The following is a 24666-nucleotide window of genomic DNA, read 5'->3' as shown; positions in this document are numbered from 1 at the left end:
GATAAAAGTAATAATAACTGAATACCATTGAATGAGGAACGTCTGATGAATTATAATTGATGTTAGTGTAGTGCGGATAGCAATGAGAGTGTTCGGGCCGTTTTTGTTTGTTCCTATAGCGATAGCTATAGGCCGGTGATGATCATAATTAGTGATGTTGTTAACGGTATGTTTCGTAAAAATTTCTCAATAACTCCGTTTTGAATTCTACTACGATTGATTTCCAATACGTTGGTTCTTTTTGTTAGTGCCATCACTCCTTCCCCCATAACAATTCCTTTATGTTAGGGTAATAAAGGCTTAGCGTTGCGTTGACATTACATTTTGACTTTTGTGTTCTTAAGTATATCCATATATGAAACAGAATTACAAGTCAGGAGTGTTATTGGGTAGTGTAGACGGAACGAACTGTGTGAGGCCACTAGTTCACGAGAGGTATCAAACCAGCTTCGTAACGAAAAGTTTTTTTACTGTAGGTAAATATGCAATTCTGATTCTTGCCCTTCAATTGTTCGTCAGCAATGTAAAGGGTCAGCTGAGTTTGACTACGACTTCAGCTGTAACCACAAATTTTGATGGAATGAGTACCGGAACTGCGTTGCCCACAGGTTTTCTTATAGGGGCCGGTACTGCTGCTTACGCATCGGCTTCGGGAACGGTAACAAATGTCGCCAGCGGTTCGTTCACTGCTGGAGGAACCTATAATTATGCAGCAGGAACAGACAGATGCCCCGGCTTTTTAGGTTCGGGATCTTTTACGCCCGGTGTCTTATATTTTGGTGTAACAAATAATACAGGAGCAACAATTGTTGGCTTTACGATCTCCTGGAAATATGAAAAATACCGGTCGGGTAGCAGGGCATGGGGCTGGACTTTTGCAACTTCTACTACATCAGGCGGGACATATACTGATCCTGTGTCAGGAGCAGGTAATCTTAGCTACGCAGCCGATGGCGGAAACTCAACTTACGGAACCCCAATATCATCTACGCCAGTTTCATGTACCATTTCTAGTCTGAGCATTGCGAATGGATCTTCCTATTTTTTCAAATGGACACTAACCGGTAGTGGTGGAGCGACAAATGGGCAGGCTCTTGGTGTTGATGATGTAGTGATCACTCCGGTATATGCTTCAGGTTGCTCGGGCACTCCTGCTGCGGGTACGGCAACTGCAGGATCTGCTAATATTTGTACCGGTGGCTCTACTACTATTGCTCTTAGCAGTGCTACCACCAGCTCCGGTATCAGCTACCAGTGGCAGCAATCAACTAGTGCAGGTGGCCCTTTTACAAACGTTACAGGCGGCTCGGGTGCTACCACTCTTGTATATACTACACCTACCACACTTGCCGCCTCGACCACCACGTATTACCAATGTGTGAGCACTTGTAGTTCGGGCGGCAGTACTAACACTTCTAACGCCGCATCAGTAACAGTTTGGTCTGGTATGCCATCTGGACTAAGTGCATCTGCAACACCAACCCCGTTATGTGCCACATCTACACTAACCCTCTCAGGATCTGCTACAAATGCCGCAACTTACTCGTGGGCCGGGCCAAGCTGGGCCGGGGCAACTACCTCGATAACAAGCAGGGCGCCGGTTACCACCAGCGGTGGAGGCACATATACATTCTCAGCAACAAATGGTTGCGGAACTGCTACACTTTCGCCTACCGCCGTTGTGGTTAGCCCAGGGGTTCCGTCGTCAGTATCGGCAACTACTAATGGCCCTGTTTGCGTGGGTAACACACTTACATTGACAGGTACTGCAACCAACGCAACTTCCTATTCGTGGGCTGGGCCAGGCTGGGCTGGTGCAACGACATCTATTGCTTCTATTACTTCTATAAGCGCGTCTGGGGCCGGATCTTATACATTCTCAGCAACGAATATTTGCGGTACTGCTACTTTTTCTCCCACAGCAGTAGTAGTGCATACGGCCACTCCAACTATTTCATCTGCAGTAATTACCTCTGCAAATCCATTGTGCTCAGGTGCGAATCTTACGCTAACCGGAAGTGCTACAAATGCTACATCTTTTAGCTGGGCAGGACCGGGTGCCTTGACAAATTCAGCTACGGCCGTTGCTTCACGAACTGCAATTACTGCAGCATGGGCCGGTATCTATACACTTACAGCCACTAACTCATGCGGTATTTCTACCCTTACTACTGTGCCCTTGGTAGTAGGCTCTGCTCCTACTTCGCTAACTATTACCGGCAGTCCTTTTTTTTCAGTTTGTGCCGGTAGTTCATTCAGCCTTGTAGCAAATGCTACAAGTTATATATCCCCTACTTACTCATGGAGAGGACCAGGGCTTAGCTCTACAACAATTAATCCATTGGTAAGGTCGGGTCCAACAACTGCAATGACCGGTACATATACAATGACAGCGGCTACCGGTTGTGGTAATAGTAGTATTACGGCAACCTACTCGGTTAACCCATTACCTGCCGCAGGAACAATAACTCCATCAACCCCTGCTGTGCAGGTGGGCACATCAATTACGCTCGCTAATACAACTGCAACCGGAACCGGCGTATGGAGTACTTCTGCCGGTACAGGCAGTGTTACAATTGATGCAGGAGGGGTTGCTACGGGCCTTACTTTGGGTACAGCTACTATAAGTTATACATCTACTACAGCTGCAGGTTGCGGACCTGTATATGCTACAAGAACAATAAGTGTAAACGGACCATCACCGATTATTACGTCATTTGCACCACAAACCGGTATGCCCGGTTCTACTGTTGTCATCAATGGGACAGACTTTGATGCAACGCCTGCAAACAACATTGTTTATTTTGGTGCAACACGGGCGATTGTAAATGCAGGTGCCTCTACCACGCTCAGCTTGACGGTTACGGTACCGGCAGGAGCTACGTATGCTCCTGTAACTATTACAACTTCGGGTAATTATACAGCCTATTCCGACACTAACTTCACACCTATATATAACAATGCGGGTTTCCGTACAGATAGTCTTGTTTTTAAAGGCTCTGTTATACTTACTGCGGGTGCGACACCTTTTTCCGGGGCAATCGGCGACCTGAATAATGATGGTAAGCCTGACCTGGTTGTCAACAATTCTGCTACAGTATCCGGTAGTGGTACTCCATCCATTTCTATATTTGAAAATGTAATGACCGGTGCCGGTGTGATCTCAGGAGCTTCTTATTCGCTTACAAGTACACTTACTGACGGAATCGGAACCAAGAGTCCGAACAACATAAAGCTTGCGGACATTGACGGTGACGGTAAGCTGGATATAATTGTTCCTCTTTTAGATGCTGTAGGCGGTTCGACCATGATCGTATATCTTAACACAACATCAGGTACAGGCACGCCAACTTTTGCAGCGCATACCGATGTTACGGCCGGACCGTTCTCTTCAGTTGCGGCGATCAATGATTTTGATAGTGACGGAAAGCCGGATATTGCTGTGTCGGGCGGTCTTGGAGCCATCTATGTTTTGCCTAATATTTCCACTCCGGGAGCCGCGGCGTTTGGTCCGGTTGTAACTATACCAGCGGGTGCTGCACCATCGAGTGTTTGCATAGCTGATCTTGATGGTGATGGTAAGCCCGATGTTGCCGTACCTAATTCGGGTAGCAATGGTGCATCGCCTGCAACATACTCAGGAAGCACAGTCACCATTGCGCGCAATACATCAACCTATGGTAATATTTCGTTTGTTACATCAGTGTCTCTAAGTGTAGGGTCGGGCCCAATCGATATTGCTGCAGGCGATATTGACAATGACGGTAAAAATGATCTGGTGGTAACTAATTTCAACGATGCTACTTTCAGTGTCCTGATCAACACAAGTACATTGGGAACATTAACATCCGGTTCATTTGCAGCGCACACCGATATTGCTACAGGCAATGCGCCTACAGGTATCGCAGTTGCAGATCTTAACGGAGATGGGAAGTTAGATGTGGTTGTATCTAATAATACAGATAACACGGTGTCCATGTTCCGTAACCTGGCTACAGGCAGTGCGGTTACATTAGCATTTGCACCAGTCCTTAATTTTGGAACAGGTAGCAGGCCCGTAACAGTTACTATTGGTGACCTGGATGCTGATGGTTATCCTGACGTTGTAACCGGCAATAGGGGCACTTCCGCGGCAACAGCTAATACAATTACAATCCTCAAGAATTATCCTGTTCCGCCGATAGGGCAGACAACAGGTTCAACTACTGTGTGCGCAGGTACTTCAACTACATTCAGTAATACAGTTACCGGTGGGACGTGGACAGTGTCAAATGCTACCAATGCAACGATCACTGCATCTGGTGGGGTATTGACCGGTCTTTCAGCCGGTACTGATACCGTAATTTACTACACAACTTTTGGTGGTGATACAAGCTATGCTTATACAGTTGTAACTATATCACCTGCGGCACCAATAGTAATGGCCAATGCATCGGTAACAACACTGTGTACCGGTAGTAACCTTACTTTAACCGGTAGCATTACTGGTCCTTCAGTATATGTTTGGAATGGCCCCGATGGTTTTACTTCAACTGATCTTAATCCTGCGGCAATTACAGTAGGTACAGCGTCGACAGGTATTTACACACTCACTGCATCGAATAGTTGCGGAACGGTAACTGCAACAACATCAAACGTAATAATCAATGTTACCCCTACACCATCCATAACAGGAACCGCCGTTATACCCTCAGGAAGCAGCACATCATTGACCATAAATGGCAATGATGGTGATATTGTCTATTATTCGTGGACGGGAGGAAGTTACTCTTCCGTGACAATCGACGCGAGTGGCGCATATTCGTTCACAGTAACACCCGTGTCAACTACTACTTATACTATTGATAGTGCAAGGGCACTGGCTGGTTGTTTTGCGATAGTTACCGGAGAAAGTGCTACAATTACTATTGATATGGGTTGTACTGTTGCGCCAACTGCGGTTACTGCAAATCTGTCGTCCGCAGCGGTTTGTGACGGTGGTACATTAACACTTACGGGTAGCGCAACAAATGGTCTTACTTTTCAGTGGGACGGCCCTGATGGTTATTTGTCTAACGATCTGAATCCTGCATCATTCACAGTTGGTACAGCTTCAGCTGGTGTGTATACGCTTGCTGCAACAAATGCTTGTGGTACCAGTACTGCCACAGCTTCATTTAATGTACTTACGGTACCTACATCTGTAAGTGCCACATTGTCTTCCTCTACTGTTTGCCAAGGGCAGTCACTGACATTGACAGGTGGGGCTACCGGTGCAACAACCTATACATGGAATTTCCCTGACGGTGGTACATCAACTGATCTTAACCCAGCTGCAATAACTACCACTACATTGTCTGCAGGTATTTATACGCTTACAGCAACTAATAGCTGCGGAAGTACATCTGCTTCGTCTTCAGCGCTAACAATTAATACAGTGCCTTCGGCAGTAACAGCATCGGCCAACCCGGGGACGCTTTGCAGCGGTAATCTGCTGACTTTGACCGGATCTGCAACCGACGCTGTATCTTACAACTGGAGCTACGCTGACGGTGGTACATCGACAGATCTGAATCCTGCGGCCTTTACAACTACAACAATGTCGGCCGGGGTATATACATTAACTGCAACTAATACTTGCGGGTCTACGATAGCAACTACTTCTTCAGTGGTTGTTAACTCATTACCTTTTGCGGTAACAGCAGACGCTATGCCGCTTTCTCTGTGTACGGGTCAAACACTTACACTTACCGGAAGTGCTTCTAATGCTACTTCATACTCATGGAGCGGTCCTGCAGGTTATTCATCTACTGATGCTAATACCTCATTTACCACCGCCACAGATGCTGCTTCAGGTGTGTATACGCTTACTGCTATAAATGGTTGCGGTACTGTAACTGCGACAACTGCATCGGTTACTGTAAATGGAATACCAACAGGCGTATCTGCTTCGGTTTTGCCAACAACCGTTTGTCTGGGCAGTACATTCACACTTAGTGGTAGTGCAACTACTGCAACTTCGTACTCCTGGAGCGGACCGGATAGTTATACATCAACCGACGAAGATCCGGTGGCAATTGTAGCCACAGCTTCGTCTGGCGGGATATATACTTTAAGTGCTATGAATAGTTGCGGTACTACTACAGCCACAACTGCGTCTGTGTCAGTCATTACGGTTCCAACAGGCGTTGTTGCAACGTCTAATGCAACGACACTTTGCAGTGGACAGACACTTACATTAACGGGTAGCCCGGCAGGCGCAACGTCCTATCAGTGGACGGGACCTAATAGCTACAGCCAAACGGTAAGAAATCCTGCGGGCTTTGCAGTTAATACTTTATCTGCCGGAGTTTACACACTTGCGGTGACTAATGCATGTGGTACTACAAGTGCCACCACAAGTTCAATAGTTGTTAACACACCACCAACAGCGGTATCCGCGACAGCTACATCTACACCATTGTGCAGTGGTGCAACACTAACGCTTACAGCAACGGCAACAGACGCCACTTCATACACCTGGAGAGGCCCGAATACTTATACAGCCAGCGGTAATCCGGCATCGAGAGTGACCAATTCACTATCAGCAGGTATCTATACCGTATCGGCAATAAATGGTTGTGGCACTGTTACTGCTACTACGGTATCGGTTGTTGTTGATGTCATACCAACGATCACAGGTACTTCTACTTTAACAGCAGGGAGCACAATAACTCTTTCATATGTACCTGCAACCGGTGGTACATGGACGAGCAGTAGTCCTGCCGTAGCCAACGTGAATGTGAGCGGAGGAGGAGTAAGCGGGTTTTCAGCCGGCACTACAAATATTGTTTATAATGTAACCAATGCCTGTGGCACTAATACTGCAACTCAAGCGCTGACTGTATCTACGGCAGTTACAACCTCAGGCCAGCTTTACTACAACAGTTTTGATGCCGGTACGCTAAGCTCTCCAAATTATACCGGTGGCGCGGTTCTTGCGCCAGGCCTGTCTGGTGGAAATTGGACCGGTTCAGCCGCTGTAACACAATTTGCAGGTGGTTCAGGACAGGCACTCGCTTTTAGTAGTTCCGCCGGCACCCCAACTTTTACCATGACAATGACCATTCAGCCCGGTTATTCTCTTTCTCTTACATCATATAGTTTCTGGAGGCAAAGAAGCGCTACAGGTGCGCCAAATTATACATTGACCATTAACGGTACATCGGTAGGGTCGGGTACCGCGCCAACCAGCGGTACAGGAACCGGTACACTATCACTTTCTCCTGCTCTATCTAACCTAACCGGTACAGTTACCGTTGTACTCGGTGTAAACGGGGCTTCAGGTTCCGGCACATTCAGGGTAGATGATTTTACGCTAAGTGGCATACTTGTTCCTGGTACTGCTGCTCCGGTCATTAACCCTTATCCAAATAATGTTTCTATTATAGAGTTTGCCGGCACTTCATTTTCCGTAGGTGCAGGGGGTGCGGCCTCTTATCAATGGCAGAGAAATACTTCCGGTATTGGCGGTGGTGGTACGTGGACAAATATAAATTCCGCTACGCTGGATGCTACCGGTACTTATAGCGGGTACAGCACTACATCAACAGCTACTACTAATACGCTTACGCTGGCTAACGTTCCACTGGCCTGGAATGGGTATGGTTATCGTTGTATAGTTACAAACGCAGCCGGTGCAACTTCGACATCCGGTGCAGGATTACTTACGGTTACTGTTCCGCCGCCATGTGCGGGAGTACCGTCAGCGGGCACTGTGACCCCTGCTTCTGCAACATACTGTGGGACAGGTTCTAATATTCTAACAGCGCCATCACCTACAGCAGGGGGTATCACCTACAGATGGCAATCTTCACCTGACAATGCAACGTGGTCTAATATAAGCGGTGCAACAAGTAATATATATACTACTCCATCTGTTACGGCAAATACGTACTACAGATCGGTTGTGACGTGCACCAATACCAGCGATACCAGCGTTACATCAACATCGGTCATCAACATTAGTCCGGTTCCAACAATGACTGTGACTCCATCAAGTAGCGCATTCTGCACAGGTGCAAGCAGTACAGTATTAAGTGCCAGCGGTGCAGGCATTGGAGGCACTTATTCATGGTCTCCCTCCACTGGCCTGTCAGCGTCAACCGGAGCAAACGTTACGGTTAACTCTTTATCTTCTGCTTCAGTGGTGTATACAGTTACAGGTACGAATACATTTACTTGTACCAGCAATGCAACTGCCACAATAAATTACCCCGGTGTTAATGCACTATCGGTGACGCCAACTACAACATCGATTTGCGCAGCGCCAGGCCAGTTACTAACAGCCTCGGCAAATCTCTATCCGATGCCGACACAAGCATTTGAAGGAAATATAGCCACTGAAGGGTGGACTACGAGCGGAACTACAGCTTGGTCTCCCGTCACATTACCTTTTACCTGGTCTTCTACCACTATATCTGGATCGGGCAAAGCCTATGTTCTTGATAACAGAAGCGGAGCAACTACGGCGTCTCAATTGGTATCTCCTTCGTTTTCTCTTGCTGATTATGCAACTGCCTCGATCAGCTACAATTATTTTTACGATCTCGGGGCAACTACCAATGATTCAGGTAACGTGGCTATATCTATCGATGGCGGTAGTACGTGGGTTAGCTTATGGAGAGCGCCTAATAGCTGGCCGGGCAGTGGCACCTATGCCATGAACGGGATTTCCAATACTATCAGCCTTACACCATATGTTGGTAATGCCAATGTTAAAGTAAGGTTTGGCTTCTATAAGTTTGGCGCAGCTGCCTCTTGGTTGTATTTTGTTGACAATGTTGCGATCACAGGAACTGCCGCGCAATCTGCTTACACATGGTCTCCGTCAGCCGGTTTGACTACAACTGCCGGAGGAGTAATGGCTACACCGACCGTTACAACAACGTATACAGCTTCAGTAGGTGGTTGTGTAGTAGGTACAGCAAGTGTAACTGTGTTGCCTTTGCCTGATGCGGGCACAGTCGCTGCTTCAGATACAAATATCTGTTTGGGTGGTACTGAGAGTTTTGTGTTATCGGAAACGGGTACACCTTCCGGCCCTGCAGGTACATCATTTGTTTCTTATGCATGGTCTGGCCCTGGCGGGTATACTTCAACGGCTATAGCTGCAAGTGTAAGCAGCAGGACGATTACGCCAACGAGTGCAGGACAGTCTGGTGTATATAGCCTTACGGTAACTTATAACCGGCCGGGATGTATAAGCCTTCCATCGGTTACATCAATGGTCGCCGTTAATCCTCACCCTGTTGTCTATAATATAACTGGTGGCAATGCCTGTGCTTCTGCAGGAGTTACAATTGGGCTTAATAACTCAGATACAGGTACTCAATATCAATTGTACAATGGTGTGTCACCTGTGGGCGCTGCTCTTCCCGGTTCACTAGCGCCGTTGGATTTTGGTTTGCAATCAGCCGCAGGTGTTTATACAATTATTGCGTCGGGTATCGGTGCATGTGATTATGGTATGGCTGGTGCGGATACAGTAAATGCTAATCCAACTATAGCATTGAGTGCTGCAATGCCAACAGTTTGTCAGCCTACTACATTAGCTTCTGTGTCATTCAGCTCAACAACAGCCGGGCCAACAAGTTACGACCTGAACTGGGATGGTACTGCCAATAGTGTTGGATTTACTGATGTAACAGGCTCCGCGCTTATTGGTAGTTCTATACCTCTTATTATGCCTGCCTCGGGTGCCGTGGGTACTTTTAACGGGTCTGTGATCGTGAGTAACGGTGTGTGTGCGAGTGCACCATATCCGGTTACAACAACCATCCTGGCTTACCCTACAGCTACAGTCACGGCAGTTGATGTGCCTTGTGTCGGTCATGCTGGTACAGTTTATATAACAGGTGTGCCGTCTAATACAATTTCATACATGGTGGATAGTAGCGCAGTTGTCAATTCCACAATTTCTGTAGGCGGCGCGTTCTCCATCAATTCAGGGGTAATTTCAATACCTCATAATTATACCATTTTAAGTGTGTCTAATCCAGTATGTACTACCTATATTGATACAGTAGTTTATATAGCGCCGACCCCTATGCAATGGATAGGTGGCTCGGCAGGTCATCTCACTGATTGGAATTATGCGGCAAACTGGGCATGTAATACAGTTCCGGATCTGGGAGATGATGTAATTGTTGATTCAGGATCATACGTTCCTGTAATAAGCAGCATTACACCTTTTACAACTTCCGGGCTTAAACTAGGACGTGGTGCAACTATAGTGATGGATGCGGGATCTGTTCTGAATACTAAGGGTACGTTGCAGAACGATGGTTTTGTTTCGGGCGATGGTAAAGTGATATTGAATAGCACAAGTCTGCAGGCAATAAAAGGTAACGGAACAATAAGTAACCTTGAACTGGATAATGCATCGGGTGCAGCGGTAGATAGTGGCGCGCATGTGATCATTGCCAATACGCTTTACATTACATCCGGTATTTTATCAACCAGTGATAGCCTGGAGCTTGCATCATTTGACACCAATGTTACTGCCCGTATCGATGCCATTACCAATGTTGGTGCCGGTATATCAGGTAAAGTAAAGGTGGATCAGTATGTAATGGGTGGGTTGCGCAGGTATCGTTTCTTCGCTCATCCGTTTAGCGATAAGTTATCGCTGAGCCAGTTAAAGCCTTATATAGATATAACAGGTTCTGGCGGGGCTGCAAACGGTTTTACATCAACAACTACCAATGCTCCATCTGCATTCAGGTTGGATCCATATACAGAGAATTCGTCGCTGGGTTATGATCCCGGTTGGAAGCCGTTTACTAAGATAAATATTAGTGCTGTTGATTCTAACAAGGTGCATCCGGGTCAAGGTATACGCCTCTTTTTCAGAGGAGCCAAGGGAGAAGGATTGGGTTACCTTGGAGCGACCGGAGGATATACACCATCACCAACAACCTTTAAGATGCTTGGTCCGGTAAACCAAGGGGATGTATCCATACCGTTAGCGCAGGGATTGATAGATACGATACAGGATTTTAATATGGTGGGAAATCCATACCCTTCGTCAGTGGATATGGGTTACGTAATCTGGAATGCAAGGGCAGCCGGACAAGTGATAGGTGGCGCATTCTATGTTTTTGATCCTAATCTAAGTGCCGGTGGTCAGTTTGTTGCCATTAACCTTGGTAGTAGTCCGGTGCATTATTACGTGCAAGCCAATACCTGTATACAGGTACGTGCCGATCATGATAACGCCCACATTGACTTTATAGAGGCCGATAAATCACCAAATACTTCAAACTACCTGTACAAGGCCCCGGTTCAATATACCAGCATCAATGTTTATGATGTGAACTACCATATGTGGGATATGTTGAAATTCGATTTCAACGACCATGCAACTGATAAAGAAGATATGATGCTGGATGCGGTGAAGCCTATGGGTGTGTCGGATTTCAATTTCTATAGTCAGTCTTCCGACAATCGTAAGCTAGCAGTAGATAGTCGTCCATTTGCAGTGGAGAAGGTAATACCATTGGGTGTAACCAGCGGTTACCAGCAGAACTTTATCATCCGTGCTGACAATGTGGTTGTTCCTGAAGGTGGTAAATTAGTACTTCATGACAAGCTGCTTGAAAAGTATGTTGATCTTAACCAGGGTACGGAATATGCATTTACAATTAGCAAGGATAAAACTACTCAGGGAGATCGCTTTGAGCTTACATTGAAGTCCAATGTTTCTGCAACTGTTAAAGCTCTTGTTGTAAGTATGACACCTAACCCAACAATCGATGATGTGAAGATCAGTTATACATCCGGTAAAAAGGAAAAGGTATCAGTGCGTGTTATGGATATCAGTGGTGTAAATATTTACAATGAGGAGTTGGGTGAACAGCAGAATGGTACTGTTTCCGTTCCATTAAGCAAGTTTGCAGCCGGTATATACATGGTAGAGCTTACACAGGGCGAGCAGAAAGTTTCGCAGAGGTTAGTCAAAGAATAAGTTGTGTTTAGATTTAGGAGTTGATAAGAGATCGTCCCTGCAGGTGACGGCCTCTTTATTTTTTACTTCTGCATGATCGTTACAGTGATCTATTAATTGCAAATTAAAACATGTAACAATTAAACAATAAATCCTTAACCTTCACTTCGGGCTGAGGTTATATTGGGGTTTTAGTTTTGTTGTTCTGTCAGGATTTTTTGGCACGACATAAAAAACAGAACATGAAAATACTCAGTACGCTCTTTAATACGCTAGCTATCTGTGCTTTCCTTTTTAATATGCAAAATGCATATGGGCAATGTAGTACAGGCACTGCGCCTTCATACACGGCTGGGTGTACTTCGCAGTTCTTTTATTCTGTTTCTGCTTCCGGTGTGGGAGTAACATCTACTATCAGCTACACCGGCAGTAGTTGTGTAGGGTCTTACTTTAATTATTTTTCAACACAAGGAATTGTGGCTCCGGCTGGTGCCACTGTCACTATTCCTTTTTCAAGGGTTACAGGGTATCCTGCGTATATCGCTGTGTATGTTGACTGGAATAATAATGGAACATTTGAGTTGTCTGAACTGGCAGGCACTACTACCTATCTTGCATCATCTACAGGATCTGGTTCTTACAATTTTACGGTTCCTGTAACAGGGGTTACTGTTGGTGTCAATTTGCCAATGCGGGTATATTTGGGTGAACCGCACTATGTGGGCGGCAGTGTTTCGGCTCCGTGTTCTGCCTGGTGGGGACAATCTAACGACTATTATTGCAGGGTAGTATGCCCATTAACAACAATTACAGCCACACCAGCTACTTCTTTTATCTGTACGGGTTCAACAACAGGTGTAGTCCTTACAGGTGGTGGGGCAGGCGTGGCTGGTACATATACATGGGGGCCATCAATCGGATTGTCTGCGACTACGGGCGATGTTGTTACTGCTCTTCCATCTGCTTCCACTATCTATACAGTGACAGGAACAGATGTTACCGGCTGCGTGGGTACGGCCACAACTACGGTAACAGTAAATCCGTTGCCAACGTCATCGATAATTCCGGTTTCATCTTCTATCTGCAATGGCAGCAGTGTAACACTGAGTGCCACTGTAAGTGCAGGTAACACTTACCAATGGTATTATGGAGCATCGCCAATAGCAGGTGCAACCAATGATACTTATCTTGCGTTCCCTACCACAACTACAACGTATTCGGTTGTTACTACATCGGCGGCAGGCTGTAGTGCTACTTCAGCAGGCGCAACAGTCACTGTCTATCCTTATCCATCACCAGCAGTTACCACATCAGGTTCTCTATCTATTTGTGCGGGTGCTAATGTAACGCTCAGTACAACTACAGGTGTAGGGTATACTTATCAGTGGTACAATACCGGGGTGGCAATAAGCGGCGCTACGAATTCAAACTATGGTGCAAGTACTACAGGTGACTATACGGTTGTGATCACAGGCTCCGGTGCCTGCGCTGCTACTTCTGCCCTACAGACAGTGGTCGTTCATGCCCTGCCTTTAGCAGCTATATCTGTTACAGGTGGTACCACAACCTTCTGCGCAGGGGACAGCGTAATATTTATGGCCAGTGGTGGTGCCGGCGACACTTACCAATGGAGCAATACCGCAGGTCCAATACCAGGCGCAACCAATATTAATTATACGGCGTTAATGGCAGGTACCTACAATGTAACCATTACCAACAGCTTTGGTTGCAGTGCTGCCGCTACAACCGGTACATCTGTAGTTGTGAACCCACTTCCCGTCACTACAATTACATCGGTAGGTGGGACAAGTGTTTGTTTTCCCAATTCTGTTGTATTGAATGCAACACCGGGTGCGGGTTATGCGTACCAATGGTATCTTGGCGTTCCTGCAATTGCGGGTGCCACAAATTCATCATATACTGCCAATGCAACCGGCAGCTATTCGGTAAGAATATTGAATACCACAACAGGCTGCAGTGCGGTAACCACAGGTGCCGGAATTGTGGTCGTGACCATCAGGCCTAAGCCAACGGCAACGATCACACCATCATCGTCAATGACCAGATTCTGCTCTTATGATAGTGTGGTGCTTAATGGACCTGTTGTACTTGGGTATACTTATCAATGGAGGTCAAGTGGTTCTTCTATACCTGGCGCCACCAACGCTTCCTATACAGTACACAATTCAGGTAATTTCAGGCTCATAGTTTTTAATGCAGCAGGCTGTTCAGATACTACAGGCACCCCTCATACAGATACCGTTGATCCGGCGCCATTAGCAACTATTGCTGCAAGTGGCGCGCTTACCTTTTGTGAAGGAGGTAGTGTTACTTTATCAGCGGCAACCGGTGCAGGGTACACTTACCAATGGTATACATCTCCGGTAGCTGGTGGTGGAGCTGTAATCAGCGGAGCTACGAACGCTACATTCAGCACAAGTATTACCGCATACTATCATGCAGTTATATCCAGTCCACAGGGATGTGTAACTAATTCCAATACAGTTTCGGTTACTTCTGTGCCTCCTCCGGTCATTGCTCCCGCCGGACCTACGACTTTCTGTGAAGGCATAAATGTAGCACTGTCCGTAGCCAATGTACCCGGCGCTGTATATCAGTGGAAGAGGGGTGGTGTGAATATCCCCGGTGCCGTTTCAGCCTCTTATATCGCTACATCTACCGGTTACTATACGTGTTTTGTTAACTTGCCAGGCATTTGTGCATCTTCGTCCGCTGCAGTATATGTTCATGTATATCCTGCTCCAGCGCCTGTTATTACATTCGATGGATCTACACTACGTACAGGCAATTATTTTGCCTCATACCAGTGGTATGCTAATACCGTTACAATTGTAGGGGCAACCAGCAGCAGTGTACATGCATTTACCAATGCCGGATATAAGGTACTTGTGACAGACACCAATGGTTGCAGCAGGTTGTCGGCTGAGTATGGCATATTTAATCTGGCTGTTGAAAATGTGAATCGCATCCAGACGTTGAGTGTTTATCCTAATCCTGCTAATGATATGGTAACAGTAGCCATAGACGGACCGCTAAATGGCACGTCAATGGTAGAGTTGACTGATTTATCAGGCAAGGTTCTTCGTACAGTAAGTATAGACCAAAATAAAAGCACGCTAAGTATTAGTGAACTCTCATCAGGGGTTTACATTATCAACTATTATCACAATGGAGTAAGGATCGGGCATGTGAAATTGTTGAAGGAATAAAGTTTCTCAAAGAGCAAAAAATATGCGCGTGTCGGGCTGGTCAGCTGCGGCACTAATACATCCAAGTATTACTTAAGCCACAGGTTTCTATAACTGTGGTCAGTGTCATATTGGTCGGCTTGCTTTTGAATGTTGAAGTACCTGTCTTTGCGTGGGTCGTTGCCTACACCGGCTATATATGCCCAGTTGCCCCAGTTGCTGCACACGTCATAATCTATCAGTTGTACTTCAAAATATGCTGCACCATATGTCCAGTCTAGTTTAAGGTCGTTACATAGGTAGCTGGCTACATTCTGCCGTCCTCTGTTGCTCATGAAGCCTGTAAGTTTTAGTTCACGCATGTTGGCATCTACAAAGTCTACTCCCGTTTCGCCGTTGATCCATTTTGCGAATACTTCTGTATTGTGCTGTTTAGCTTTCGGGTGGTTGCTGTCAATGCCGTTCTTCAGGAATAATTGTACACCATATTTGCTCATTATTAATCGGAAATAGTCTCTCCATAATAATTCAAATACTACCCAATAGGTGGAGTCATTGGCCCCATAGTTTGCTTCATATGCCTTCAACTTCTGATATACATACCGGGGCGACAAGCAGCCAATGGCCAGCCAGGGTGAGAACTTAGTGGAGTAGTCTGCGCCTACCAGTCCATTGCGAGTTGCTTTATATGATGAGACCAGTCCGCTTTCTTCAAAGTAGTATTTAACCCTCATCATTGCGCTGCTTTCTCCTCCGGGGTAATTAAACGCAGCACGGCTATCTAAAATTGCAGGACCCAATCCAAGGTCGGATAAGCTCGGGAGTTGCAGTGCAGGTAGTTCTAGTGATCTGATAGCTTTTGGTGAAGGAAAGGGAGCTCTTATTTTGGTGGAAGATTCTACCTTATGTCTGAACGGGGTGAAAATATCAGGTACGTTTGCTATTGTAAATGGCAAGTCGTGGGGATGGTAAAGTGCGGTTGTATTAAAAGTCTCCAGTGAGCAATGAATAGCTTGTAGCTTAGTTGTAACTTCATCCTGAGTTTGTAGTTCTTCATGAGCAACTTCCTGTTGGGCATATATTTTACGAGCTTTGTATTCCAGTGCTATTTGCGCTAATACATCACCTGTGTTACCCTTTACAATCAAAAGTCCTGAGCCTAGTTGACGTAAGCTGCTGTCCAGATCTAACAATGCCTGCAAGATAAATTGTGCTCTGAAGGAACCTGTTTTCTTAAAGCCCTTTTCGGTTGTTCTATAGTGGTTGTCATCAAAACAATATACCGGTATTACCAGGTCGTTTTGCTCAATGGCTCTTAGCAGTGGCTCGTTGTCATGTACTCTCAGGTTCGTTTTGAACCAGACTATGGCGGTTTTCACTTTATAGCGCATTAATGTTTTGTAAGTAATAGTCTGCTTGCTGTAGTAGTTCTGCTTTTTGCCCGGGTTTCATTTTGTTCCAGATGGTATACATTATTTGTACCCTTGGATTTTTGGCCAGCTTTTCTTCATGCCTGTTATAGAAGTTCCAATACAAGCTATTGAACGGGCAGGCTCTGTTGCCTGTCTTCTTAGACTTGTCGTAGTAGCAAGTGGAACAATAGTTGCTCATTTTGTCGATGTAGGCAGCAGAGCTGACGTATGGCTTTGTGCCAATAATTCCACCGTCGGCATATTGACTCATACCGCGGGTATTGGTCACTTCTACCCAGTCGAGTGCATCAATATAGATACCCAGATACCAGACATCGACCTCGTCGGGGTGTACGCCTGCCAGTAAGGCAAAATTGCCTGTTACCATCAAGCGTTGTATGTGGTGGGCATAGGCATGCGTGAGTGACTGTTGAATGCTTTGTTTCAGGCAGTTCATCTTTGTTTGCCCTGTCCAATACCAATCGGGTAGAGAAGTAGTATGTTCGAAGAAATTGAGCGTAGCAAATTCAGGCATTTTAAGCCAATAGATACCCCTCATGTATTCCCGCCAGCCAATTATCTGCCTCACAAATCCTTCCAGTTGGTTATACTGTATCTCAGTTGGTCTTTCGCTCCACTCTTGTATGGCCGCTTCTATTACTTCAGCCGGAGATATCATTTTAGAGTTCAGTGAGAAGGATATGCGGGAGTGATAGAGCGACCATTCACCTGTTGTCATGGCATCCTGGTATGTGCCAAACAATGGCAGACATTCCTTTAGAAAGAAGCTAAGCAATGAAAGAGATTGTTGCCTGTCAATTGGCCATGCGAAAGCGTTTACCTTGACGGTGCCAATTGTTTTAATGTTTGTTGTACCGATCTCGTCGACGATGTCTTGTACATTATTCTGAAGTAGAATTGGCGCAACCGGCTTGTGGCCTGCGGGTAGTTTCTTCCTGTTTTCTCCATCATAATTCCACTGGCCGGTTACTGGTTTGTCACCATCCATCAGGATGTTGTGCTTTTTGCGCATGTACCTGTAGAAATTCTCCATCAGGTACAGCTTCTTGCCTTCAAAGAACTTACCTAGTTCGTCCCGGGTACTGAAGAAATGTTCTGTATCGTATAGTTTGAAGGGAATTGACAGGTTGCTGGTAACGTCTTGCAGTAGCATGTCCATCCGGTATTCATCGGGTAGCTGGTATTCAAAATGTGTGAAGTTCTTTTTGGCTATGAGGTCTGATATGTTTTCCTTGAAGCTCTGTTTGTTTCCTTCATGGGTCAATTTTATATAAACGACATTGTGCTTTAGCATGCTCAGTTCATCAGCAAAGGCACGCATAGCGGCAAAGAAGCCGGCTACTTTCTGAATATGATGAGTAGCGTAGTCAGTTTCTGATCGCACTTCCATCATTACATATGTAGTATCATCATCTACGCGTGCATACCAACTATGCTGTCTGTTCAACTGATCGCCGAGTATAAGACGTAGGGTTTTGTTTGCCTCCATTAACTACATTTTGATTGGTGAGTTGCGGAATGATCTGCACATTGCTTGCCTGCACGATGGGGTTCTTTTACGCAGGCGTTTGTTTAAATTATTTCCGCTGATACTCAACAAAAGTAAGTGGATTCTGTATCGCAGCGTATTGGATATTTCAATGTGGTGATGGGGGTAAAGTAGAGCGTAGGATCAATGATATGGCTTAATATGGAGAAGGGTGGGAGCTATCTAGTCAATTGGTGAATTTGTAGCTTCTGTGCAGGGCGAAAATGGGAACGGAGCGCATCATCGCTTGGCGCGCTGATGTACTCCGTTATTATAATGTGGTCTTGCCAGGAATCGAATGGATTGGCTGGAAGGCCTATAAATACTATGTTTTAGTGTTGGCGCAAATATTTGGTGAAGAAGCGGTGAAACAATTTCACTTTAAATCGGAATAGCACACTATCATTTACTATACGTGAACGAAGGTAGGAAATGAAAATGAAAATATCGTTGGAACGATATAACTTTTGAATTGATGGTTCGAATCCCCCACGGTCCGCCTAAAAATGTGTAAAAGGATGCAAATTAATTGCATCCTTTTACGTTTAATGGGAAATGCACGTTTTTGGTATCATTTCGTTGACGAGTTTTGCAAAACCTTAGCAACTAGTATTTGGCGATAAATTGATGTTCGGTATAGAATGTACAAAAAAGATCGAGTGATATTCCAAAATTCAGTTAGCTAGTAGAGTACGAGTTATTCTCGTTGTCATTTACTTGAGTTCACAATATTTGCTACTATTTAAAGGTGTATGCCTATTTTTCCAGTACGGCGCTACAAACTTTCGGTTTTTGTTGAGTATTTGAATAATAATAGCAGTAGCCGTTAAGAAAAAAAATAGTGTTTGTATTGCACCTTCCGGGCCAAATTGTCCACCTGAAATGATTTCATGTCCTCCTATTTTAGTTGCCAATAAACTATTTGTCTTCTCATTGCCGGATGTTATGGCACCGAAAATTCCATTTTGTGTGAAATTCCAGGCAAAATGTATCGTTATTGGAAACCATAAACTTCTGTAACACATATAGGCAGCACCAAGAAATATCCCGACCGTAGTCGTACATAAAGTAGAAACTAGTGTAACGTGCGGATTTATCAGATGCAACCCGCCGAAAATAATACCAGAAATAATCAATGCGATCACACTCCCTAATCTTTCTTCCGTGATTCTAAATACAATTCCTCTAAGTAATATTTCCTCTATTATCGCTACTGTAATAGCCACAGTAAATGGAATAATCAGAGTTGAAAAAGCATTAATAGATATGATCTTAAAACTACCGAATAGATAAATTACCAAAATTGTCAGGCACTGCAAACCGACACCGATAATCAATCCCAAAAACAGTATTTTCCCTATTCCTTTAATTGATAACTCTGTAATTACCCTCTTTTCGTATTTGTAGTAAAAACCTGCATAGCTACCCATTGCTAAAAATGAGACAACTATTCCTTTAATAAGATTTCTGAAATCATTACTCAATAGACCTATACCCGGTATTTTAAGGAATATTTGTTGTACGATGATTATTGTAGTTAAGCATACAAATAGTCCAAGGAATATTCTTGTCACTGGCGATTTAATTATCCTTTCTTGCATCCTTTTCGGTGTTGTAAAGTGAGTTGTTCTATTTTGTTGAAAATTTTTTAGTTGCGTAACATTTTTTTGTTTTTTGCGGTTGGTATTATATTTCTGATAATACGCCGTCGCCTTTTAGTTTTTAAAATGTCGCTAATTTATCAGGCGCACTTAAATGATACTTTTTTCAATGCTTTTAGTTATTTTATTGATAATGAAATTACTTAGTCATAAATAGTTTCGCTAAACCTGTTATAAACCTGTTGTAATCCCCTTAATTGACGGTTTCTACCGGATAATTAAATCCTTTTATGATAAGCCAGATTGCTAAGGTCATTTCATAAACAAAGATCGGCATGCCCAATAACGCCCCCCATATGGATATTTGAAGAATTATGCCAAACAATTCCAGGAGGGCTGCTGTGAATACTAGAACCGCTCCGAGAATTCCAATCACTGAAATTTTTCTTGGAACAAGTTTAGACTGAAAGAGTACATAACTATATATAAATGTGTTTATTCCAAGCATGAAATTTGGACCTAGCATAAAGGTCCATTCATGTATAGCCTTCAATGTTCTTGCTGTCGCTTGAAATGATGCAGCGTCCGGCGCAGTTGTATTTGTAAATGAAATACTCAGCGTTAAAAGTGAAAGTACGCTTACGATGCCGATTAGTATAAAAACGACTTCCAACATTCGAAAACATACATACCCCATCCCTAGACTTTCATTTACTTTTCTTAAATATGGGTATAGCATAATCCCCGTTCCGACTGCCGAACAGGAAAGTATTAGTTCTAGGAAAGCCCCTAAAACTATTTGATTTGAATACCTGGCACCACGGATCAGGTAGTCGCTGTGGTTTAGAAGCGGGTCGTATAATATAAGCCCTGTGATAGCTGCCACAGCGGCAATAATAAAAAACACACCTGTAACAGTAGCATTTATCTTGTCTGTTCTCATTGTTGAATTCATTATATTCATTTGTGCTCCAATTAAATATCAATCCAATAACTTAATGTTGTTGCTAATATGCTATGGAACTATTATCGTCATTTTGTTCACCGTATGCGCGCTGAAATAGCCCAAGGCACCACCGGTAATATTGCTTTGGGGATTCGCTGGGTTGGCTAAATTCTGAGCTTCTGTTTGCTGTAGATCACTATAGTAATTAAATACCCCCTTATCTACACACTGCAGCTCTACACTCACAGCATCGCCAGAAGCAAATTTCATCTTGTTGTAGATGGGTGTCATGATCTTTTGTCCATTAATCAATCCGTCATCAATAATCATTATTTGCGGGCTGATACTGTCTGCAACCGTGAGCAGCAAATGAAAATAATTGCCTTTTTCTGCCGGATCGTTAAATACAGGCACTACATCAAGATTGTCATTCAGTGCGGCTTTCTCGGTATAAAGGTCATCGAGATGAACAGCCGCTGGCAGGGTAGATGTTGCGGAGAAGATGTTGTTGCCTGAAGTTATCTTCAAACTATAGACATGTCCATTTATCCCTAAGATGGAATGCGTAACGTAATTGCCGCTGCTTTCTTCGGTTAGTGTGTCGGTAACGCTCAAAGTTATGTCGGTGATCAGGACCTGAGCATTGCTGACGCCCTGGAAATTATTATCCTGATCAAAGTTCAACGATTTGGTGATCTTTACGTGATAAGGGCCGGGCTTGTCAGTAATATTACCTACCACAATGTACCTGGGAGTTGACGCATTGAGGTCTACTTTGATTACCTTTCGACAAGCCACTAGTGTGGTAAGCAACAAAAAAATGGAGGAAATATATAAGCTCTTCATGTTGTGAAATTAAAATTTGAAATTGTATGATATTGATGGTACCCATTGAAACAAAGAGGTTTGCACTGCCTGGGTTTTAGTTGCATTATTCGGATCCTGCTGAAATGTGATGGTATATGGGTTTGCATGACCATATGCATTATACAAACTGAAGGAAACCTCAGACGAAAAGTGCTTTCGCTCTCTTAGCTTGCACGTGGCCCCGAGGTCTAACCGATGATAAGCCGGTACGCGGTATGCATTGCGTTCTGTATAGTAGAAGACTACCTGATTATCGACGTTATACTTTCCACTTGGAAATGTAACAGCATACCCAGTGTAGTAAACAAAATCGGCCGATACGGTCCATTTTTTTGACAGCTTGTACATACCGACGACCGACAAATTATGTGTCTGGTCCTGATGTGCCGGATACCATGCATTTTTATTGATGCCATCGATCTGTAACTCAGTTCTGGATAATGTGTAAGAAACCCAGCCTGTAAACCTGCCCTCGTTTTTCTTCATCAGCAGCTCAATACCATAGGCCCTTCCCTGTCCAAATAAGAGTTGTGGCTCAATGGCGTCATTGCTCAATACCTGCGCATTATTTTTATAATCAACCTGATGCTGCATAGACTTGTAGTAGGTCTCCACACTGCATTCATAAGTATTGTCTTTAAAATTTTGTGCATAACCTAATGAGACCTGGTCTGAAAGCTCGGGCTTAATAATGTTATTTGTCGCCACCCATTTATCAGTAGGATTACTTGTCGTTGAATTTGATAGTAAATGCAGATACTGTGTGTTGCGCCCATATGCTGCCTTAATGGAGGACGAATTGTTTAGCTGATAGCTTGCCGATAGCCGCGGCTCAGGGTTGACATAGGTTTTCACTATTTGTCCGGAAGCATAGGTGAATGTGTCTGTTATATTATGGTTCCCATCGAGATTGTAGAATTTATTGTCTCCTCCAAAGAATGAGAATGTACTCAACCTGATTCCCATGTCAATATTCAGTTTCTTTGATACTCTCCAACTATCGGCAATATAGAAAGCGTTCTCCCAAGAGTGGACTTTTGGCTGACTAGGCGCAGTGATAGTGCCTTCAAATTGTCCCGGAGTAAGCGTGTGGTACACTGAATTTAGTCCGAATGACAGAGAGTTACCAGGATGCATAAAATATTTCAGCTCTTCTTTGAAATTCCAGTCATTGATCACAGACAGTATGCTTGCATCAATACCGGCAGTAGTAACTTTGAATTTGTAGTCATAGTTGCTATAGATCAAAGATGTATTTGAAAACAATTTCGGATTAAAAATGTGATTCCATCTTAATGTACCGGTTGCATTGCCCCAGTTAATGCCAAATAGATTGCTAAGCCCTAAGACATCTTTGCCATAGTACCCAGATAGATATATTCTGTCTTTGTCTGAAAACCTATAGTTCAATTTTGCGTTGAAATCATAGAAATTAAGCTTGTTCTTTTTCATGTTTTCGTCGCTGGAAAAAATGAGAAATGCGTCGGCATAAGTTCGCCTGGCACTCACTAGGAATGACCCTTTATCTTTTACTAACGGCCCCTCCAAGTTCAGCCTAGAAGATATTAGGCCTATACCGCCACTGGCATGGTAAGACTGGTTGTTGCCGTCGTTCATCTTTATATCCATAACGGAAGACAGACGACCACCATATTGTGCGGGCTCATTTCCTTTGTACAGTGAAAGGTTTTTAATTGCATCCGAATTAAAAACAGAGAAGAACCCCAGAAGATGCGACGGGTTATATACTACCGCCTCATCGAGTAATATCAGGTTCTGATCTGCAGCACCACCTCTTACAAAGAAGCCTGTATTGCCATCGCCTGCTGATTTTACACCGGGCAATAGCTGTATTATTTTCATTACGTCCCTTTCTCCAAAGAGCACCGGTAATGCATTTAATTCTTTAACGTTAAGGGTATTCATTCCCATCTGGGCTGATGTAATATTTTCATTTTTCGCCTTACTTGTTACAACAACTTCCAACAGCTGCTTGTTTTTCGGTACCATGGAAATAGCCAAAATGGAGTCTTTCTCTAAGGTCAGGCTGAACATGTGTTCCTGATAACCGATATAATCAACCATGACAATATAGCTGCCTGCGGGAAGTGAAAGGGAATAAAACCCATATTCATTTGTCGTTGTACCGGCACTCTTTCCTTCAATCCTCAAAATAGCACCAATAATGGTTTCGCCTGTGGTTTTGTCATTTACTGTCCCGCTAATGGTATATTTCTGTTGGGCGAAGGAGAAATATGTAGTAAAAAGCAGGGCAATGAGCGTAATCGATCTAATCATTTATTTTTTATTTAGAATTTTTTGAGAAAAAGTAATGCAGCAGGCTAATTTTAAAATCCTGTAAATCGGGTAGTTGCTATCGCTTAGGTGAGCTTTGTAATGGAACCATTATGAATTGGCCAACGGGGAATAAAGAGGAATTACTATTGTTACCTGTTTAGCAATTTCAATTTTTGAGTTTGGTATTCTGGTTCAGATAGAACGCCGTCGTCTCTTAATTTTTTAAGTTTCACCAATTCATCTGCAGTACTTAATTGGTTCGCGGCAATAACATTTGAGCCTGTTCTTCTCAATGTTTCACATTGCTGGCATTCGATTTCGCCTGCTTTTACAGCCTGCGCGATATCGCATTCATAATTTGTGGCTGTGCCGCCCCCCAATATCAGATAAACGACATACCCTCTCTTCTGATCTCCAATAAACCTTATCTTCTTAATATGCATCTTCAGGCCAGTGAACCTCACTGGTAAACAGTTTGCTTCATTTACATATCTGGAATTAATTCCCCATTTGGAATTATTGTGCATCCAGCTTTGCGAGCTGATCCTTATGTATTTAAAACTGCCGTCATCGGTCGCGCCAGTTCCTACGTTGATATCCGTACCAACATTAAACACAACTGTTTCTGATAGCCAAACAGAGCCCCCGTTATCTGATACCATTGGGTAATTCTGGGCTTTTACCTTGTAGTTGTACAGAAAGACAACAAGCATAATAAATGCTCTAAATCCGTAATTCATATTATTTTGTTTTTGTTATTTTATTAACTGGTACAAAAGTATATGAACGCGTATAGTGGTACAATTTGGATATGCAAAA

General features: G+C 44.1%; 9 protein-coding genes. 2 read left to right on the top strand and 7 right to left on the bottom strand.

Annotated elements, in window-relative coordinates; translation table 11 throughout:
- Window positions 1-355 precede the first annotated feature (355 nt).
- Both CJD36_RS20330 and CJD36_RS20325 read left to right on the top strand, forming a co-directional pair.
- A complete protein-coding gene (locus CJD36_RS20330; protein ID WP_105041047.1) occupies window positions 356-11986 on the top strand; it encodes an FG-GAP-like repeat-containing protein in 11631 nt (3876 codons plus the stop codon).
- Between the two features lie 221 nt (window positions 11987-12207).
- Entirely contained in the window at window positions 12208-15195 is a 2988-nt protein-coding gene (locus tag CJD36_RS20325; RefSeq protein WP_105041046.1) for an Ig-like domain-containing protein, read from the top strand.
- Window positions 15196-15263: 68 nt separating this feature from the next.
- Here CJD36_RS20325 and CJD36_RS20320 read toward each other — a convergent pair whose 3' ends face one another.
- From CJD36_RS20320 to CJD36_RS20290, 7 genes are all read right to left on the bottom strand, one after another.
- Complete coding sequence (locus CJD36_RS20320; protein ID WP_205685661.1) at window positions 15264-16565, bottom strand: DASH family cryptochrome; 1302 nt, start codon at window positions 16563-16565, stop codon at window positions 15264-15266.
- A complete protein-coding gene (locus CJD36_RS20315; protein ID WP_105041045.1) occupies window positions 16555-18096 on the bottom strand; it encodes a cryptochrome/photolyase family protein in 1542 nt (513 codons plus the stop codon). Before CJD36_RS20315 ends, CJD36_RS20320 begins: the two co-directional genes overlap by 11 nt.
- A 752-nt stretch (window positions 18097-18848) precedes the next feature.
- Window positions 18849-19736: a CPBP family intramembrane glutamic endopeptidase gene (locus CJD36_RS20310; protein WP_105041044.1), complete on the bottom strand. Its 888-nt coding sequence runs from the start codon at window positions 19734-19736 to the stop codon at window positions 18849-18851.
- Between the two features lie 253 nt (window positions 19737-19989).
- Entirely contained in the window at window positions 19990-20691 is a 702-nt protein-coding gene (locus CJD36_RS20305) for a DUF4386 domain-containing protein (protein WP_205685660.1), read from the bottom strand.
- Between the two features lie 60 nt (window positions 20692-20751).
- Window positions 20752-21528 carry a DUF4249 family protein gene (locus tag CJD36_RS20300; protein ID WP_105041042.1) on the bottom strand — a complete coding sequence of 259 codons (777 nt, stop codon included), beginning with the start codon at window positions 21526-21528 and terminating at the stop codon, window positions 20752-20754.
- 9 nt (window positions 21529-21537) lie between these two features.
- On the bottom strand, window positions 21538-23847 hold the full coding sequence (locus tag CJD36_RS20295; protein WP_105041041.1) for a TonB-dependent receptor: 2310 nt from the start codon (window positions 23845-23847) through the stop codon (window positions 21538-21540).
- A gap of 149 nt (window positions 23848-23996) precedes the next feature.
- On the bottom strand, window positions 23997-24587 hold the full coding sequence (locus CJD36_RS20290; protein ID WP_105041040.1) for an SHOCT domain-containing protein: 591 nt from the start codon (window positions 24585-24587) through the stop codon (window positions 23997-23999).
- Window positions 24588-24666: the final 79 nt, after the last annotated feature.

It is taken from the genome of Flavipsychrobacter stenotrophus, from assembly GCF_002954265.1.
Classification (GTDB): domain Bacteria; phylum Bacteroidota; class Bacteroidia; order Chitinophagales; family Chitinophagaceae; genus Flavipsychrobacter; species Flavipsychrobacter stenotrophus.
The sequence above is the reverse complement of the archived record's forward strand: the minus strand, read 5'-3'. Positions and strand labels throughout refer to the sequence as shown.